This is a genomic window from Cryptosporangium aurantiacum (genome assembly GCF_900143005.1).
Lineage (GTDB): Bacteria > Actinomycetota > Actinomycetes > Mycobacteriales > Cryptosporangiaceae > Cryptosporangium > Cryptosporangium aurantiacum.
Genome location: NZ_FRCS01000006.1, coordinates 103,105 through 122,369, shown reverse-complemented (window position 1 = coordinate 122,369; position 19,265 = coordinate 103,105). Strand labels below are relative to the sequence as shown.

Genomic DNA, 19,265 nt, shown 5'->3' with positions numbered 1-19,265 from the left:
CGGGGCGGGTGGGCCGGGCACTCGTCAGTCCGCCATCGGACACAATTCCACTCTGGGTAAAACTACCTGGAGAGCCATCGTCGCAGGTAGTTAAGTTTTTCGCGGTAGGGCTATTCGGCGCGCGAATGAGCTTCGCCGGCGAAATGCCATTCACCATCGGGCCGCGGGAGAAACGCCGTGAAGAACAGATTATCGAAATGACTCCTCGCGAGTCGCCGTGGCCCTTCACGGAACGGGGCTCGGAAATAGCGATCTTCGAGCGCGCGTGGCGCCGGCGCGGCTGCCGCTCGGTGGCGATCTGCGGCCCCGCCGGAGTGGGCAAGTCACGGCTGGCCGACGAACTCCTGGCCCGCGCGGTCGCCGGCGGCTACACCGGAGCGCGGGTGACGGCGAGTGCGGCGTCCGCTGCGGTGCCGTTGAGCGCGGTCGCTCACCTGGTGCCGGTGGGCAGCGACCTGTCCGACCCGGTCGCGCTGTTCGCCGACACCGCGCGCGCACTGAAATCTTCCCCACCTCACCGCTGGGCGATCGTCGTCGACGACCTCCACCTCCTGGATGCGACGTCGGCGGCGCTGCTCCGCTACCTCACGGACGCCGGGGTGGCTCGGCTCATCGCCACCGTGCGCACCGGTGGATCCGCCGCGGACTCGGTGGAAGCGCTGGTGCACGGCGACGCCGCCTGCCGGATCGATCTGGCGCCGTTCGATCGGAATGAGACCGAACGGCTCCTCCGGGCCGCGCTGGGCGCGCCGCTGAGCCACCGCACGCTCCACCGGCTGTTCGAGGTGTCCGGAGGCAACGCGCTGTACCTGCGTGAGCTGGTACACGCCGCGCTGGACGCCGGGTCGCTGGCCTGGCACGGCGAGATCTGGGAACTCGCCGACGGCTCGCTGCCCACGACGTCGCGGCTCAGCGAGGTGATCAGGACACGGCTGGCCGCCGCGTCGCCGGCCGCGCGCCGTCTGCTGGAGCTGCTCGCGGTCTGCGCGCCGGTGTCGCTGGCCGACGCGGCGGCCACCGCGTCGACCGAAATCGTCGCGGGCCTGGAGGACACCGGGCTCGTCCACGTCCGGCAGGACCGACGCCGCGCCGTCGTCGCGTTGAGCCACCCGCTCTACGGTGAGGCGCTGCGGGAAGACCTTTCCGTGGTTCGTCGGCGCGGACTGCTCCTGCAGCAGATCGAGCGGGTCAGCGCCCGGGGCGGCCGGCGCCGGGACGACGCGCTGCATATCGCGTCCTGGCAGTTGGCGGCGGTCGGCAACGCCGATCCGGTGCTGCTGCGCCGTGCGGCCGCGCTGGCACGGCACGCCCACGACTACGAACACGTGCTCGCGCTGCTGACCGCGATTCCGCACCCGGATCGCGACCACGATTCCCTGCTCCTGCACGGTGACGCGCTGGTCCAGCTCGGGCGGTGGCGCGAGGCGGACGAAATGCTGGCGCGGGCTCAGCGCGCCGCCGGGACCGAGCAGCAGAGAACCGCCGCGGCGATGCTCCGCACCTGGAACCTCTTCTGGGTCGCCGCGCGCACCGAGGACGCCCTCGGCGTGAACGACGCCGAGCGTCAGGAGGTCGTCAGCCGGGCGGGTCGGCAGGTGCTCACGCTGAACGAAGGCGCCCTGCTGACGATCTCCGGGCGGCCCGAGCACGGGTTGGCGCTGTTGGAGGAGCTGGAACCCGAGGTGGACGACGCGCGGGACCTCAACGGATGGTTGCTCGCCGCGATGTCCAAGACGGCCGGGCTGGCCTTCGTCGGCCGGAGCACCGAAGCGGTCGAGTGGGGCCTGGCCGCCCACGCCGCGCACGTGTCGGTCGACGATCGGACGCTCGGCCCGGCGCACCCCGCGTCACAGCTGGTGCCGGTGATCTTCGCGGCGACCGACGCGGGAGACCTGGCGCAGGCCGTCACGGTCGCCGATCGCGTGCTGGCCACGCTGGTGGACAACGACGCCGCGCAGACCCGGGTGTGGGCCGCCGTCTACCGGGGCCGCGCGGAATGGCTGGCCGGCGACGTGCGGACCGCGCGCCGCTGGTACGCGGAGGCGATCACCCAGGGTCGGGCGCACGGCCAGATCCGGCCGCTGTTCCAGGCCTGGGGCGGCCTCGCCGCCACCGCCGCCGTCCTCCGCGACGTCGACACCGCCGAGAGCGCGTTGGCGCGGATGCGGTCGTACCCGGTCATGGGGCACCAGGCCGGTGAGGAGTGCCTGGGGGAGGCGTGGCTCGAGGTCGCCCGTGGCCGGCTGTCCCGAGCCCGTACCGTCCTCACCGACGCGGCAGCCGCCGCCGGCGAGACCGGACACCTCACCTCGGAGATGCTGCTCCTGACCGACGTCGCCCGGCTGGGTGGCGCCGCCGAGGTCGCCGACCGATTGGGGGGCCTGAGCCTCCGGTGCGACGGCGCGTTCGCGCCGGCCCGTGCGCACCTGGCCACCGCGCTCGCCGACGACGACCCCGAGCGGCTCCTCGCGGTGGCGACCGAACTCGCGACGATCGGGGCCCACCTCCTCGCGGCCGAAGCGGCTACCCGCGCGGCCACCGGTTGGCGCCGGGCGGGCCGGGCCCGGCGCGCGACCGCCGCCGCGCACGCGGCCCGCACCTATGCCGCCCACTGTCCGGGCGCGCGCACTCCGCTGCTCGCGAGCGGGGAGGCCACGTACGCGCTCACCGCGCGTGAGCGGGAAGTCGTCCTCCTCGCGGTCGCCGCGACACGCAGCAAGGACATCGCCGACGCGCTGCACCTGTCGGTCCGCACCGTCGACAACCACCTGCAACGCGCGTACGCCAAGCTCGGCGTCCGGACCCGTAGGGAGCTGGCCGAGCTCCTGCGCGGGCCCGACAGCGGTCCGGTTGAGTAACGACTACCTACGTTCCCCGCGCGGAGCCTCCCTAGCGTCAGCCGTGGCAAACGGCCATCAACCACGGGGTGCCTCCATGCGCTTACTACGAATGTGTTCGGTATTTCTGATAGCGGCAGCCGGAGCGCTGTTCGTTCTACCCGCCTCACCGGCCGCCGCCGCGTTCAGCGGCGTCGCCCTCCGGGAGGTCAACGTCACCGCGACCGGGACGGCCGGTCAGCAGGTGAGTCCCACCGCGTTCTGCAACAACGACGAGATCGTGGTCGCTGCGGGCGCGGGCACCAGCACGATCACCAGCCTGGGCGTGAACCCGACCGCGGGCGGCAGCCGGATGCTCAGGGCGACCGGCAAGATCCTCGGTCCCGGCACGGGCTCGATGAACCTGCAGGCCACGTGTGCGCCGGTGTCGCAGGCGACCGACACCAGCATCGCGACGTTCACCGCCCAGGCGTCCCCCTCGACGCTGCGCACGGGCACGGCGATGTGCCCGGTGGGCAAGCTGGCCTACGCGGGCGGCGGGAACTTCATGACCTCGCAGGCTTTCTTCTCCACCAGCGGAACCCGGCTGGTCGGCAGCTATCCCACGGCGGACGGCAGGGGCTGGACGGTGACCGGCCACACCTCGGCACCGACCGATCGTTTGGTGATCAGGACGCTGTGCGCACCGCTGACCGGTTCGCAGCCCCGCCAGGAGACGTTCGCACCGGTGAACGGGGTCGGGCAGGGGTACGCCAACTGCCCGTTCGGGATGCGGCCGCTCACCGGTGGCGCGTACATGACCAACGTCAACAACGGTGACTCGGTCAACGGACGCCTCATCCACACGCTCCGGGTGTCGAGCTCGAACGTCAACGATCGGCAGGCGTGGTTCGCCGCGGCCGTCGATCTGCGGCCCGAGGAGCGCCTGGTCGTCCGGGTGCGCTGCATCGTCTAGCGACGCGCGCCGTACGAGCCACCGGGTGGGCCGGGACGAAAACTGTCCCGGCCCACCCGGCTGAAGTGCGCCATTGGTGCTCAGCGTCCGGCCCTGCGTTTACGATCGACGCGTCCGGCCGGCCACTGAGAAAGGGCAACGATGCCGAAGACTCTCTCCTCGCTGCTGGAGGACTCCGCCGCCACCTATCCCGAGCGCGTCGCGGTTGTCCTGGGCGACCTCCGGCTGACCTACGCGCAGATCAATGGCGCCGCGAACCAGGTCGCGAACCTGCTGGTCGCGCGCGGCATCCAGCCGGGGGACAAGGTCGCGCTCTCCTGCCCCAACCTGCCGTACTTCCCGATCGTCTACTACGGGATCCTCAAGGCCGGAGCGACGGTCGTCCCGCTGAACATCCTGCTCAAGGGCCGCGAGGTCGCGTACCACCTCGACGACTCCGACGCGAAGGCGTACTTCTGCTTCCAGGGCACGCCCGAACTGCCGATCGGCGCCGAGGGCTGGGCCGGGTTCAACGAGATCCCCGGCTGCGAGCACTTCTTCGTGATCACCGTCGATCCCGCGGCGGCGTCCCCGATCGAGGGTGCCGAGACGCTCGGCGCCGGGATGGCCGGCCAACCCGGCACGTTCGAGTCCGTCGCGGTGGATGAGGACGACACCGCGGTGATCCTCTACACGTCCGGCACCACCGGCCGGCCCAAGGGCGCCGAACTGCGTCACCGCAACATGCGCGACAACGCGCTGATCGGTACCGACCTGTTCCAGGCCGACGCCGAGCGGCCGGACACGTTCCTCTGCGTGCTGCCGTTGTTCCACTCGTTCGGCCAGACCGTCATCCAGAACGGCGCGTTCGCGTTCGGCGGCACGGTCGTCCTGCTACCGCGGTTCGAGGCGAAACCGGCGCTGGCCCTGATGCAGAAGGAAGACGTCACGTTCTTCGCCGGCGTCCCCACGATGTACTGGGGGCTGCTCGGCGCGCTGGACGACTCGGTGGACGTCGCGAAGATCGCCCGGAACCTGCGGGTCGCCGCCGCCGGTGGCTCCGCGTTGCCGGTCGAGGTGCACCGGGACTTCGAGAAGCGGTTCGGCGTCACGATCCTGGAGGGCTACGGCCTGTCGGAGACCTCGCCGGTCGCGAGCTTCTCGCACTTCGGTGAGCCGGCCCGGCCCGGTTCGATCGGCACGCCGATCCCCGGCGTCCAGATGACGTTGCTCCAGCCGGGCACCTGGGACGAGATCGAGTGGACGCCGGACGCGGTCGGCGAGATCGCGATCAAGGGCCACAACATCATGAAGGGCTACTACCAGCGTCCGGAAGCCACCGAGGAGGCCATCCGCGACGGCTGGTTCCGCTCCGGAGACCTGGCGCGCCGCGACGCCGACGGCTGGTACTACATCGTCGACCGCTCGAAGGACATGATCATCCGCGGCGGCTTCAACGTGTATCCGCGGGAGATCGAAGAGGTCCTGATGACCCACCCCGACGTCTCGCTGGCCGCCGTGATCGGCGTGCCGCACGAGAGCCACGGCGAGGAGATCAAGGCGTTCATCATCCCGGTGGAGGGCGCGACGACCACCGAGGAGCAACTCGTCGCCTGGGCGAAGGAGCAGATGGCCGCGTACAAGTACCCGCGCATCGTCCAGTTCGTCGACGCGCTGCCGATGACCGCCACCGGGAAGATCCTCAAGCGGGAACTCAGCTAGCCATCAGAGTGGGGGCCGCGTCCGGTGCGACCGGGACGACTGCGACCGGGGACGACGAGGCAGCGAGTATCGAGGCGCTGCACGAATCCCTTCGCACCGGCTCCCCGACCGCGTTGGAGCGCGCGGTCACGCTGTCCCGCCGCGCGCTGGACGCTGTGGACGCTCCGGACGCCCGCGAGGCGTCCGGAGCCCACGACGTCGCGCTCGTGCGCGCCAACCGGCAGGCGAACCTGGCCGCGGCGCTCGGCGTCCGCGCGAGCCGGACCGGCCGGGTCGAGGACCTGACCGAGTCGGTCTCGCTCGCCCAGGAGGCCGTCCTCGGCGTCCCCGACGACGACCCCGACCTGGGGCGCTACTACTCGACGCTCGCCGCCTCCCTCGCGCAGCTCGCGGAACTGCCGCTCGATGCCGACGATCGGCTCGAGCTGGCGAGCGCGGCGATCGAGGCGGCCCGAGAGGCGGTGGCGCGAACCACCGACGACGACGAATGGCTCCCCGAGTACCTCTCGAACCTCAGCGCGATGCTCGAGATGCGCCACGAACTCGTCGGCGACCGGTCGGCTCTCGACGAAGCGATCGACGCCGGACGGCGCGCGGTCGCCCTGGCCAGGGACCGGGACCTTCCCGGTTCGGCCGCCTACTCGCTGCATCTGAGCACCGCGCTGCTCCGCAGGCACGCGGGCACCGGGGACGCCGCCGACGTCGACGAGGCGGTCGAGGCAGCGCAGGCGGCCGCGAACCTCATCCCGGTCAGGCACCCCGATCGTCCGGACCACCTGATCGCCGTGGCGATCGCCCTGGCGACCCGCGCCGAGCAGCAGCAGAACTCGCGCGACGCCACCGAGGCCGTGCGCCTCTGCCGCCGGGCGGTGCGCAGCCGGTCCGCGCACCCGGCGCTCGGTGCGCGCCGCCTGGCGAATCTGGCAGCCGCGCTCCGGATCAAGTATCTCCTCATCGGACGCCGAGCGGACATCACCGAGGCCGTGGAGGTCGCTGGGTCCGCGGTGGCGGCCACCCCACCGGCCTCCACCGAGCGAGGGCTCTTCCTCGCCATCCTCGGCGCGGCGCTGCTCCTCCGGTTCGAGCGGGGTGCCGGGCCGGACCCGAAGGCCGACCTGGAAGCCGGTACGGCGGCCGTCACCGCAGCGCTGGACCGCTGCGGGCCGGGTACGCCACTGCGCCGTCGCTGCTTGATCAACCTGAGCGACGCCGCGCGGGCCCGGTTCCTGCTCACCGGAGCCACCGACGACCTGGACGCCGCCGTCCGGTACGGCCGGGAGGCCGTGGACGAAGCCGCCGCGCCACCGCAGGAGACCGCTGCCGCCTGGACCAACCTCGCGTCCGCGTTGCACGCCCGCTTCCAGCGACTGCGCATGCCCGCCGACCTGGACGACGCGGTGCACGCCGCGGAACAGGCGGCAGCCGCGCTGCGGCCGGACGATCCGCTCACCGCCGCGCGGCTGGCCAACGTCGCCACGGTCCGCCAACTGCGCCACGCCCACACCCGCGCCCGCCGGGATGCCCACGGCGGCCGGGACGCCCGCGACCGCACCCGCCGGGACGCCCGCGACCCCACCCGCCGGGATCCGGCCCCCGACGCCGACCGGCAGGTGGCCCTTCGCGCGGCGGCCGCTGCGGTCGACGCGCTCCGGCCGGACGCACCCGAGTCCGCCTCGGTCTGGTCGACGTTCGGCAACACGCTCCTCGGTGCCGACGACAGCGACGCCGCGGTCGGCCGGGAGGTGGCCGGCCTCCGGGTGGACGCCCATCGGCACGCGCTCGCGCTCACCGCCCGCCGTCACCGGTCGTACCGGTCGCGGCTGGCCGACCTCGCCGGTGCGCTGGCGGCGCGATACCACCTCACCGGCGACGCCGCGGACCTCCGGGAGGCCATCCGCGTCCAGCGGCGGGCGGTGGCGGCTTCGACCAACGGTGCCGACCCCGACCCCGACCACGCGCGCATGCTGTCCAACCTCGCCGTCCTGCTCCGCGCGCGGTACGAGCGAACACGGCGACCGGGCGGGTGGCGGGAGGCCGCCGACCGGTGGCGCGCAGCGTCCGCCGAGGTAGCGGCCCCCGTGACGGTGCGCGTGGGTGCGGCGTACAGCGCGGCCCGCCTGCTCGCCGACGCGGGTGATCTCGACGCGGCGCTGACCGACTACACGGCCGCGATCGAGCTGCTGCCCAGGGCCGGTGGGCAGGGCGTCGACCGGCAGGCCCAGGAGCAGCAGCTCGCGCTGTGGTCGGGGCTGGCCTCGGACGCGGCGGCCTGCGCCGTGGCGTGCGGCCGGCCCGAGCGGGCCGTCGAGTTGCTGGAGCTCGGACGGTCGGTGGTCTGGGCGCAGATCCTGCACCGCAGGGACGACTTCGCCGACCTGGCCCGGATCGCCCCGGACGTCGCGGCCGAGCTCGCCGAGGTCCGCGACCGGCTCGACCACTACGAGGCCGAGAGCGCGCTCGTGCCGCTGCCTGCCGCCGATCGCGACGAGGCGGTCGACCGCCTGATCCGGGACGACCGGGTGCGGCTCGCCGCGCGCTGGGACGAACTGGTGGCGCGGGCCCGCACGCTGCCGGGCTTCGAGCGGTTCCTCGCACCCGCGTCCTTCTCGTCGCGGGCGGTCACGGCGGGCGGGGACACGATCGTGCTGGTCAACGTCAGCGCGCTGCGCAGCGACGCGCTCGTGGTGACCGCCGCCGGACCCGCCGTCGTGCCGCTCCCCGGCCTGACGCCCGCCGCCGTGGAGCGGGCCGCCCGCCACCACCTGGGCATGCTCGACGGATTGCGGCGGCCGGACCCGGACGTTCGGGCGCTCGACGCGCGCCTCCGGGACACGCTCGCCTGGCTGTGGCGGACGGTCGCCGCGCCGGTAGCCGAGGCCCTCGCCTGGCCGGAACGATCGGCCGATCTCCCGCGAGTGTGGTGGATCCCGACCGGTCTGCTCTCGCTGCTGCCGCTGCACGCCGCGCAGCGTTACCTGCCCGAGGAATACCGCGACAGCGGTCTGCCGGACCGCGTCGTCTCGTCGTACGCGTCCACGCTGGACGCGCTGCGGCGCTCGCGCCGGCCGGCCGACGCCCCGCCGGTGTCCGCGGTGCTGGTGACGCTCGCCGGCACACCGGACCGGCCCGAGCTGCCGTACGCGGCGGAAGAGACCTCGGTGGTGGCCGGACACCTCGGCGACCGTCCCCGGACCGAGCTCGCCGACGCGGCGGCCACCTGGGCGGCGGTGACCGATGCGGTCGTCCGCCACTCCTGGCTCCACTTCGCCGGCCACGCCGAGCAACGGCTGGGTGCGCCCGGGCGTGGTGGTCTCCGGCTCGCCGACCGCCCGCTCACGGTGTTCCAGCTGGCCGCGCTCCGGGCGTCGGGTGAGTTCGCGTTCCTGTCCTCCTGCGAGACGGCGTTGACCGGGGTCGAGCTGCCGGACGAGGCGTTCTCCACCGCCGCCGGTTTCCAGATCGCGGGCTACCGCCAGGTCGTCGCGGCGCTCTGGCCGGTCCCGGACGACGTCGGACCTCGCCTCGCCGGCTCGGTGTACGACGCGCTCCGCGCGCTGTCCGAACCGAGCGCGCGAGAGCCCGCCGAACGCGTACCGGCCGCCGTCGCGCTGCACGCCGCCGTGCGGGAGCTGCGCGCTACCGGGCCGCTGCTGTCCTGGGCCGCCTACTGCCACATCGGAGCGTGACGTGACCGATCCACTGGTTGACGCGGTGGTCGCTCTGCTGGGGGCGATCACCGACATCACCCGGGACCGCACGCTGTTCACTCCGGAGGCGGACGACCTCGTCGCCCGCCTGGAAGCCGCAGCGTTACGGCCGCGCGACGACGACGAGGCCGTGATCGACGCACGGCTGGTGCAGCTGGCAGCCGGGGTCCGCTGGGCACGGTATGTGAGCGCTACCGCTACCGACCCGGGCAATACGCTCGCCGAGCTGGCGCGCGCCGCGGACCTCCTGCGTGTGCTCTACGGCGGTGTCGCCGAGCTGGTCGCCGCGGAGTTCACCGGCTACTGCGAGCGGATCCCGGTGTCCGATCCGATCGGCTTCCGGCACGACACGATCGTCGACCTGTTCCACCTGGCCCGGAACACACCCCGGCCCTGGCTGATCCGGGTCGCCGCGGTGCTCGGACTCGATCTGCCGACGATCTCGTCCCACCCCGAGGAGGCGACGATCCGCACGACCGGAGCGGGCCTCCTGTTCTACGACGCCCAGGATGCCCGGTACCCGGCACGTCTCGATCGCGCGATCCGCGTGCTGCGCGGGCTCGCCGACGAGCCGGACGCTCCGGTCGGCGCGCGTTCGTTGCGCCTGGCGTACCTCGCCGACGCCTTGCGGGAACACCACGAGCGCGGCGGGCCACCGGCCGAACTGGACGAGGCGGTCGCGCGGGCCGTGGACGCCGTCGAGCTCGTTCCCCCCGACGACCCCGACCCGGGGCTCACGGCCAACACCCTCGCGCTGTGCCTGCATGCCCGGGCCGAGCGGGACGGCTCCCCGGAGGATCACGACCGCGCGGTCGCCGCCGCGAACACGGCGTGCGCGGCCTCCGACCGGCTCCACCGGCCGGCTCGGCTGGTCAACCTCGCGGTCGTGGTACTCGCCCGGTCCCGGATCCGGCTCGACCCGCTTCCGGATCTGCACGCTGCGCTCGACGCCACCGACCGGGCGTTGCGCGAGCTGCCCGCCGACCACGCCGACCGCCCGCCCGCGCTCGCGCAGCGGTGCGTGGTGCTGCACCGCCTGTTCGAGGTCACCGCTGATCCGCTGCGGATCGAAGACGCGATCGAGGCCGGGTGGTCCGCCGTCGAGAGCTGGGACGAGCTGCCCGGACGTGCGCTCGCGCTGGCGCAGCTGGCGCTGGCCCACGAGGCGCGGTTCGCCGCGACCGGTGAACTGGTCGACGCCACGGCGGCGATCGACCTGCTCACCGTCGCGCGCGACGACACCACACCGGACACCGAGGAACACGCACGCACGCTCGCGAACCTCGGCGGGGTGTACCGGGTTCGCTTCGAGCGGACCGGTGACACCACCGACCTCGACCAGGCCGTCGACAGCTGTTTGACTGCCGTCCGGATCACACCGCCGGAACGCCGTACCTACCGCCTCCGGGTCGCCCAGCTCGCCTCGGCTCTCCAGTCCCGGGCCGTGCACACCGGGAGCGCCGGCGACCTGCGGGAGGCGGAGCGCCGGCTGGACGAGGTGTTGTCCCGGAGCCCGAGCAGCGACCCGGACCGCTGGACGGTCGTGAGCAACCGCGGGCTGGCCGCGTTGTACCGGTGGCAGATCGAACGAGACCCGGTCGCGCTGGACCTGGCGGTGGAGCACCTGCGATCCGCGGTCGACCGGCCGCCGACCGCGGAGCACGCCGCGGTCTACTCGAACCTCTGTGCCGCGTTGCGGCTCCGGTTCGAGCATCGGTCGGACGCCGGGGCCGCGCCGTCGTCCGGTCCTCTTGCGTTGATCGACGACGCGGTGGCGGCGGGTTGGCGCGCGGTGCGGTTGAGCCTGCCCGGGCACCCGGGCCGGGCCGGCTACCTGAACAACCTCGGCGCCGCGCTGCACGCCCGATTCGACACGACCGGGCACCGGCGGTCCCTCGACCAGGCGATCCGGATCGGCCGACGGGCGGTCCGTTCGCTCCCGGCCGGCCACCCCGATCTGGCGACCGCACTGGCCGGGCTCGGGAACGCGCTCCGGGCGCGGTTCGAGCTGACCGGCGCGGTCCGGGACGCCGCGACCGCTGTCAACGCCTACCGGCGCGCGGCACGGCTTCCTACCGCTCCACCGCTCGTGCGGCTCCGTGCGGCGCGGTCGTGGGGTGCCCTCCAGGTGCTCCGGCTCCGAGGGCTCGAATCGGCCGGCCGGAACGTCCCGGCCCGACGCTGGGACCGCGCGCTGGCCGGTTTCGAGGCCGCGCTGGACCTCCTGCCCGCGGTCGCGTGGCACGGGCTGCGCTGGACCGACCGCAGGCACCTGCTCGCGCTGGTCGCCGGACTTGGCAGCGCCGCCGGTGCGGTCGCGCTGCAGGCAGGCCGCCCGGAGCGGGCCGTCGAGGTACTGGAGGCAGGCCGCGGAGTACTGCACGGCCAGATCCTCGAGCTTCGCGGAGACCTCGCCCCGGTCCGGGCGCTGGACGCCGCCCTGGCCGACCGCCTAGAGGCCGTTCGTGAGGCCTGGAACGACACCGAGGGCCTCGCGCCCGGCTCGCTCGCCGGCCCGGCCTCGACCGCGGCGATCGCCCGCGCCGAACGACGTCGTGAGCTGGCTCGGACGTGGGACGAACTACGCGCCGAGGTGCGGACGCGACTCGGCGTCGAACTCGGCCGATCGCGTCGCTACGCCGAGCTGAGAGCCGTCGCCGAGGGCGGGCCCGTCGTGCTGGTCAACGTGAGCACGATCCGGTGCGACGCGCTCGTACTGACCGAGGACTCCCTCGTGCTCTGCCCGCTCGGACAGCTGACCGCCGACGCGCTGGCGAGGGCGCTGCGCGTGTACTTCCGGGCGACCGCACGGATCCGACGAGGGGAGACCGCCGAGGACGAACTCCGCACACTGCTGGCGTGGTCGTGGCGAACGGTCGTCGGGCCGATCCTCGACCGGCTGGCGTTGCTCCCGCGCAGCGACGACTGGCCGCGGCTGTGGTGGTGTCCGGCCAGTGTGCTGGCGTTGCTCCCGCTGCACGCGGCGCAGTACTACGACGCTGCGACGCTCGCCGACACCGGTGCGCTCGACCGGGTGGTGTCCAGCTACACGCCGACGCTCGCCGCGCTCCTGGAGGCTCGTGACCGGCCCGCCGATCCGCGTCCGACGCTGCTGGCGGTCGGGTGCGGTGCCGACCTGGCGCGGGCTGAGGAGGAAGCCCGGTCCGTGTACGACGTCGCCCGCCGGACGAGTGCGGGCGGCGACGCCGAGCTGCTGCTCTCGTCCGACGCCAACCGCGCGGCCGTCCTCGCCGGTCTGACCAGGCACGGCTGGCTGCACTTCGCCGGCCACAGCGGCCCCGGAACCGAGCATCCCGGCGACGCCAGTCTGCGCCTGGACGACGGAGAGCTGCCCGCCTCCGCGATCGCGCAGCTGGCGCTCGCGCGGGCCGAGTTCGCGTACCTGTCCTCGTGCGACGGTGCGGCGATCGACCCGGACGTGCCCGACGAAGCGCTCGACCTGTCGGGTGCCCTGGTGATCGCCGGTTACCGCCAGGTGGTCGCCGCGGACTGGTCGATCGGTGACGAGGCGGCACCGGAGCTGGCCAGCTCGTTCTACGCCGCTCTGGACGGCGACCCCAGCCGGTCGGCCGCCCACGCGCTGCACCGCGTGGTCCGCGCCGAGCGCAACTCGGCAGTGCCCCTGACGAGGTGGGCCGCCTACCGGCACACCGGCGTCTGACGGCTCAGTACTCGGGCTCCAGGTTCTTCCCCGTGAGGCGGCAGACCGGTACCTCCAGGGCACCGTCCTCGACCCGGTGGCACCGGCGGTCCGGGCACCGGTACCGGCGTGGCGTCTCCGGCTCGTCCCACTGCATGCGGTAGTCGTCCTCGTCGCCGTCCTCGTCGTCGTGCCGCATCGTCACGTTCCACTGCTGGAGCCCGAGCCGTTCGAGTTCGGTGACCAGAGCCCACCACTCGTCCAGCGGGGCCGGGCGGCGTGCGGCCAGGCGGAGCCACTGCGCCTTCAGCTCGTGAGCGAAACTCGCCTGCCGGATCGCGAAGTAGTCCTGGCACAGCGTCGTCCATCGGTCGCTCTCGTCCACTGTCCCTCCCCCGAGCGTGCCGTCCCCGGCGCCGGGCCGGGATGATCCGTAGCATGACGGAGGAACGCGAGTCCCCGGTGCCCGTTGGTGTCCCGGACGGTTTTACCTCCGAGGCCTTCCCCGCCGGGCGGATCCGGGCGGTGCTCCGGCGCCTCGCGATCGGACCCGGCGAAGGCCGGCTCGCGACGTCACCCGACACGCTCGACGTCGTCCGCATGTACAACGAGGGGCGCGGCGGCGCGCTCGTGCTGGGGGTGGTCGCCCACCGCGGACGCGCGACGACGCAGTACGTCGCGAAACTCGGATCACCCGCCGAGGCTCTCCGGGAGTGGGACGCGTTCCGCGGCATGGCCGAGGAGCGGCGGGCGCTCTTCGTCCCGATCGAGGCCGTCACCACCGGCGTGCTCGACCCGGCCACGGCGATCGAGGAGGAGGGCGAGGCGGTCCTCTACACCGACCTCGGGTCCTTCGTCGGTAAACCTGGCCTCCCACCGGAGTCCCTCGGCGACGTGATCGCCGCGGCGATGGCGGGGCCGCGGGCCCGGCGACGCGCGGTCCACCTGCTCGACGACTTCCTCGACCGGGTGGGGGAGGCGCTGTACGCGAAGCATCAGGTCGCCGACGGGCCGGGACTCCGGGAGGTACGCCGCTGGCGGCTCGGGCCCGAGCTGCGGCTCCTGGTCGACGGCCTCGACGCCGAGGGCCGGTGGACGTACGGGCCGCCGGGGTCGGAGGCCCGCTACGTCTATCCGGACGACGTCCTGGACGCCGCCTTCCACGTGCCAGGCTTGGACGACCCCGCCGGACCGGAACCCGGATGCCTCGTCCGGCTCCGAGGCTTCCGACCCGTGGACGGTGACCGGCAGGTAGTGACCCGCGACGGCGTCACGGTCGGGATCGTCCCGGCGGGCGGCCACGTCCCCGCGCCGATCGACGTGAGCGACCTGCGCGGTTCGGTGCTCGACGGCCGCTCCGCCCGCCGGTGGGAGCAGTTGCGAGCGGCGCTGCCCGGTCTGCGGCTCGAGGACGACGGCGCGATCAGCGTGGACGGCTGTCGCGCCGCCCATCCGTTCGCCGCGCTGCGCCGCGTGCTGTCCGAGCCGGTCGAGGCCGCGGCGACGGCGAGTATCCACGGCGATCTCAACCCGGGTAACGTCCTGTTCGCCCGCGAGCAGGCCTACCTGATCGATTACGCACGCGGCGGCTCGTCGCGGCCGATCCTGACCGACCTGGCCTGGCTGGAACTCAACCTGCTCCGCGCGCCGCTGGCCGAGGCGCTGAGCTTTCCGGATCTGGTCGCGATCCAACGGCTGCTGCTGCTGGGCGACCGCGTCGCCGACCTGCTCCCGGCCGACCGGCACGCAGAGGTGACCGCACGCCTCGCCGAGCACGTCGCTGACCGCGGCGAGGCGGCCGTCGCTGCGGTGCTGGTGCTCGGCACGATCCGGCGCCACGCCCAGCGCATCTATCCGGGCCGTGCGAAGCCAGTGTGGTGGCACGAGTACCTCGCGACGCTGCTGCTCTCGGCGCACCGGGCGATGAAGTGGGCGGACGACACCCACACCGACGCTGTCTGGCGGGCGCAGCTCGCGATCGCCGCCGTCGCTACCGAAACGCTCAGCGCGCCCGGCGATGGGCTCACGTGGTGGCGCCCGGAGGAGCTGACGGCGGCGGTGGCGCGTCTCGCCCCGTTGCTGGACGGGGTTCCCGCGGTCCCGAGCAGCCCGGGGGAGCCCGAGCGGTCCGCGGCATTCCTCGCCGCGGTGGTGCGCGGCGCGGTGGTCCGGGGCGCGGTGGACCGGGGCGCGGCGGTGCGGGGCGCGGCCACCGACGACGTGCCGGTGGACGCGCTCCGGCCGTTCCGCGCGCGGATCGCGGCGGCGGCCGTGCGCCGCGCCGGGCTCCGGGCGCCGGAGGACGACGGCTATCCGGCCATTCCGTTGTCCGCGGAGGTCGATTCCGCGATCGTGCCCGCGCTGTCCGCGGTGCTGGATCGCACGCACACCGTGCTGGTCGGCACCGTCGGGTCCGGACGGTCGACGCTGCTGCGGATGGTGGAGCGCACGCTGCTCGCCGGTCACTCCACCGGCCGGATCCCGGTCCGGCTGGCGGTACCCGGCCCGGACGCGATCGCCGGCTGGTTCGAACCGGCAGTGCGCACGGCGCTCGCGGGGGCGTCGGTGGAGCCGGTCGAGGCGCTGCTCGGAGCCGGTGCCGTCCACGTCCTGGTCGACGAGCCAGGACGACTGCCGGTCGAGGCCCGCCGGGCCGTGCTGGCCGAGGCGGAGAGTTTCCGGGCCCGGTACCCGGCGGTGGCGATCTGCCTCACCGGGGGAGACCCGCGTCCGGACGGGCAGCCGAGCGGTTGGTCGACCGTGCGGCTGCTCCCGGTGACGCTCGTCGACGCGGTCGACCACCTGCGCAGCCGGGGGAGGCACCCCGCGGCCGCGGTCGTCGGCGACGGCCGGTGGTCGCACTTCGTCGCCGACGGACGGTGCGGACCGCTGCTCGTCGCCACGATCGCGCAGGTACCGGAATCGTCGTTCGATGGTCCGGCGGTCCGCGCCGACGTCCGCCTGCTGGAGAAGTACTACGGCGCGCTGGCGGACGAGTGGGACGACCCGGAGATCGTCGCCTACGCCGAAGCGCTCGCCGCGCACCGCACCGACCCGGACGTCGTCCCCGCGCCGCCCGAACCGAGCGGTGCCGACCGCCTCGGCCCGTTGCTCGACGCCGGGCTGCTCGTGCGGTCCGGCGCACGGCTGGACTTCGCGGGTCGGACCGAACGCGACTACTTCGCGGCGCGGTGGCTGGGCGCCGCTCCGGACCCGGCGCGATTCGTGCTCCGCCCCCGGTGGGACGACGTGTTCCGGGCGCTGGCGGCGCGCCCCGCTTCGCCCGTCGGCGCCGGGTTGATCCACGTCGTGGAGAGCGTCGATCCGGTGCAGGCTGCGGCGATGCTGGGCGCGCTACCTCGCGACCCCGATCGGTTGGCGGAGCGGGTCCTGGCCCGGTTGGAGACGGTGCTGCGCGACCCGGACGGCGTCCCGGCGGAGCAGGCCGAAGCCGCCGCGGCGCTCGCCGCCGTCGAAGCGCCGCTCGGGTGGGCGGCGCTCCGACGGGCGTTCGCCGACCCGAACGCGACGCCGAGCGCGCGCACGCGCGCCCTGGACGCCCTGCGCCAGGCGGCGCTCGCCGCCGACGACGCTCCGGCGAACCGGGACCGGATCGCGCAGGTGATGACCCGTCACGTCCCGCCGTTGCTCTCCGCCGACCACCCGCCCGAACTCGTTCGCAGCGCGTTGACCACGGTGGCGGACCTGCGACTGCGCCGCCTCGGCGGGCTGGTCACCGATCTGATCGATCCCGCGAACCCCGCCGTGGCCCTGGCCGCCGTCCGGGCAGCGCGGGCGCTCGCGCTGCCGTCACCGCCGACGCTGGAGCGTGCGATCCGCGCCACCGAGGCGGCGGCGCTCGCCGACCTCGAACGCTCGCTGCCCGCGCAGCCCGACGGGCCGGAGGTGAACCGGCTGCAGACCGAGCGGATGCAGCTGGTGGAGCGTCTCCCGCCGAGCGAACGCCGGGTGGCGCTGCGCGCCCGGCAATCCGCGTTCGAGATCGGCGAGCTCTGCCGCCATCTGCTGGCCGAGCTCGGGGATCCGGTCGACGCGGACGCGGACCCCGAGCCGCTCTCGCAGCAGGCAGAGCGCGTGGTGACAGCGGCGGACCGGGTCGCCACCGGGCAGTCGACCGACCTCGAGCACCTCGCCTCCCTGGCGACCGCGTTGTCCGGACGGGACCGCGCCGTGGGCCTCCGCACCGCGTGGGCAGCCCACCGCCGGCTGGCCGCGGGCAGGGTCGCGGAACGGTTCCGCTGGCCGTGGGCGACCGCGCTGGCCCGATGCACCGCAGGTCAGGACGGTGTGCTCGCCCTGGCCGAGACCGACCCCGACCTCGCGCTCGAGATACTCGGCAACCAGCGGTTCCCGCAGCTCGCGGCGCCGGGTCCGCAGTGGGCGGCCGACGACGTCGTCCGGCTGCGTGCACAGGTCGTCGACCGGTTGACCGGACGCCGTCCGGTCGAGCCGTGGCTACCGACCGCCGCCGCCACGCTCGGCGCCGTCGACGCCGTACCCCTGCTGCGCGACGCGGTCGTGTCCCGGCGCTGGGAGGGGACCGTGTCCCCGGTCGGCCTCGCCGGCCAGGATCCGCTCGAGGTGTCGCTGCTCGCCGACGCCGCCGCCGCGCTCGGCTACCTCGGCCGTTCCGCCCCCGCCGAACCCCGGGACGTGCTCCTCGCGCTCGATCCGGCCGGGGCCCACCCGAGCGTCGCGATCGGACGAGCGGCCGGGCTCGCGTACCTCGGCGCGTGGCAGCCGGTGCTGGAGTCGATCGGCGACGATCCACGGCTGAGCGCGATCGGCGGTAACCTCGCGGCGCACTGGATCCCCCGAACGGAGGCGGTAGCCGCCGCGCGGTATCTCGCCGATCGGTTCGCCGGTGGGAATGATCCGGCCGAGGTGCGGTCGGCGCTGCTCCGCCTCCGCCGCCGATTCGAGCACCGCGCGGGCACCCGGGTACGACCGGCACCCGGGGCCGGTGGTCATCGCAGCATCGGGAGGTCGGGGTGAATGCGGCGATCGCCGAACAGGAACGCCGAGGGCGGCGTGATGTAGTGCGGTCCGCAGCGTCCGTACTCGATGTCGGTGCGGTCGGCCCAGATCACGCTCGGCTCGGCGGGATCGTCGGCGAGACCGGTGAGCGTGCGGCGAAATCGCTCGGCGCGGGCGTCGCCGGGCGCCAGGTCGTAGACCTCGAACACGCGGAGCTGGTCGTACGGTGCCGCGGGGACGCTCCACGGGCCGTCGACCACCGAACGCACCGGGGTCAGGGGGACGTCGTCCACTTCCGGCGCCAGATCCGGACGGCCGATCTCGGCCAGTTCCTCGACCAGCTCGCGCCGCAGGCAGTCCGGCGCGCTCTCGCGGTCCGCGCCGGTGCGCCACCAGCGCAGGAAGTCGCCGAGCGCGATACCCGGGACGAAGCCGCGGAGGTCGCCGTGCATGGCGCTGTTGCGGCGCGGCTCCGCGCGGAATCCGACGGCTTCCAGGGCGTCGCTCGAACGGAGTTTCACGACGCCGCCGGGTGGACCGTAGGCACCCGGCCGGGTGGGCGAGTGAAACAGGATAAAACGATCGTCGTCGCGGACGCGGAGCAGCGCCGCGGTCGAGATTCGCACGGATTCGGCGACGGTCGCCGGAGGGCCGGGGCCGGATTCGAGCGCACGGCACAGCGCGACGGCGAACGCGGCAGCGGTGTCGGCCGCCCGGTGCTGGAGCCCTCGCCGGTCGGCGAGTTCCTTCTTGCCGTCCGCGCGGTCGCTCACGCCGCGCACGGTCAGCACCGGTAACGACTCGTTCAGCTGGCCGGCCTGATGGAGCCCGGCGCTCTCCATCTCGACCGCCGCCGCGTCGTTGTAGTTCTGCCGGATCCGGGCGATCAGCGGCCCGTCGAGCGAGTCGAGGACGACGTCACCCGCGGCGATCGGGCGGAAGTGGACGGTCGTGCCGAACTGGCCGGTGCGGCTGACGTGTCGTGCCAGCTGTTCGATGCGGTGCGGCGCGGGCCACGCCGCGGGCCGCGGTGAGAAGCCGGTCGGGCTCTCGAGCCCGCCCTGGTAGAAGTAGACGCGGGTCGCGAACACGACGTCGCCGAGGTCGATGTCGGTGGCGAGCGAGCCCGCGACGCCGACGAAGAACACGGCCGACGGGGCGAACATCGCGATCGACCGTTCGGCGAGGATGCCCGCGCCGGTGTTGCCGGGTCCGGTCACCGCCAGCGCGACCCGGATCGTCGAGCCCTCGAGTTCGCCCACGTCGAAGATCGTGCCCGCCGGGTGGACGACGGTGTGCACCCGGCGCAGGTGCCGGTGCACGGCCCGGTGTTCCAGCTCGAGGGCGGTCAGAATGACGACGACGCCGCCCGGTCCCACCCCTGGGTTCACCTGACCGAGTGTATT

The 19,265-nt window shown here is 73.9% G+C and carries 8 protein-coding genes; 6 read left to right on the top strand and 2 right to left on the bottom strand.

Features of this window, described 5'->3' with window-relative positions:
* Window positions 1-197: 197 nt before the first annotated feature.
* From BUB75_RS21025 to BUB75_RS21005, 5 genes are all read left to right on the top strand, one after another.
* Window positions 198-2,858: a LuxR C-terminal-related transcriptional regulator gene (locus BUB75_RS21025; RefSeq protein WP_073259360.1), complete on the top strand. Its 2,661-nt coding sequence runs from the start codon at window positions 198-200 to the stop codon at window positions 2,856-2,858.
* A gap of 76 nt (window positions 2,859-2,934) precedes the next feature.
* Window positions 2,935-3,792: a hypothetical protein gene (locus BUB75_RS21020; protein ID WP_178379943.1), complete on the top strand. Its 858-nt coding sequence runs from the start codon at window positions 2,935-2,937 to the stop codon at window positions 3,790-3,792.
* A 141-nt stretch (window positions 3,793-3,933) separates the two neighbouring features.
* Window positions 3,934-5,493, top strand: coding sequence for a long-chain-fatty-acid--CoA ligase (locus BUB75_RS21015; RefSeq protein WP_073259356.1), 1,560 nt, complete (start codon window positions 3,934-3,936; stop codon window positions 5,491-5,493).
* A gap of 8 nt (window positions 5,494-5,501) precedes the next feature.
* A complete protein-coding gene (locus BUB75_RS21010) occupies window positions 5,502-9,179 on the top strand; it encodes a CHAT domain-containing protein (RefSeq protein WP_073259354.1) in 3,678 nt (1,225 codons plus the stop codon).
* A 1-nt stretch (window position 9,180) separates the two neighbouring features.
* A complete protein-coding gene (locus BUB75_RS21005; RefSeq protein WP_073259352.1) occupies window positions 9,181-12,882 on the top strand; it encodes a CHAT domain-containing protein in 3,702 nt (1,233 codons plus the stop codon).
* Window positions 12,883-12,886: 4 nt separating this feature from the next.
* On the opposite strand, the gene BUB75_RS21000 is transcribed toward BUB75_RS21005, so the two are convergent.
* Complete coding sequence (locus BUB75_RS21000; RefSeq protein WP_073259350.1) at window positions 12,887-13,246, bottom strand: hypothetical protein; 360 nt, start codon at window positions 13,244-13,246, stop codon at window positions 12,887-12,889.
* Between the two features lie 53 nt (window positions 13,247-13,299).
* Between BUB75_RS21000 and BUB75_RS20995 the strand changes: the two genes are divergently transcribed.
* A complete protein-coding gene (locus BUB75_RS20995) occupies window positions 13,300-17,877 on the top strand; it encodes a hypothetical protein (RefSeq protein ID WP_143175331.1) in 4,578 nt (1,525 codons plus the stop codon).
* On the opposite strand, the gene BUB75_RS20990 is transcribed toward BUB75_RS20995, so the two are convergent.
* Window positions 17,850-19,250: an SMODS-associated NUDIX domain-containing protein gene (locus BUB75_RS20990; RefSeq protein ID WP_178379942.1), complete on the bottom strand. Its 1,401-nt coding sequence runs from the start codon at window positions 19,248-19,250 to the stop codon at window positions 17,850-17,852. The genes BUB75_RS20995 and BUB75_RS20990 overlap by 28 nt on opposite strands.
* Between the last annotated feature and the right edge of the window lie 15 nt (window positions 19,251-19,265).

What these genes read in the sequence shown, in the direction of transcription:
- BUB75_RS21025 (WP_073259360.1), top strand. Translation starts at nt 198, where the DNA reads ATGACTCCTCGCGAGTCGCCGTGGCCCTTCACGGAACGGGGCTCGGAA.
- BUB75_RS21020 (WP_178379943.1), top strand. Translation starts at nt 2,935, where the DNA reads ATGCGCTTACTACGAATGTGTTCGGTATTTCTGATAGCGGCAGCCGGA.
- BUB75_RS21015 (WP_073259356.1), top strand. Translation starts at nt 3,934, where the DNA reads ATGCCGAAGACTCTCTCCTCGCTGCTGGAGGACTCCGCCGCCACCTAT.
- BUB75_RS20995 (WP_143175331.1), top strand. Translation starts at nt 13,300, where the DNA reads ATGACGGAGGAACGCGAGTCCCCGGTGCCCGTTGGTGTCCCGGACGGT.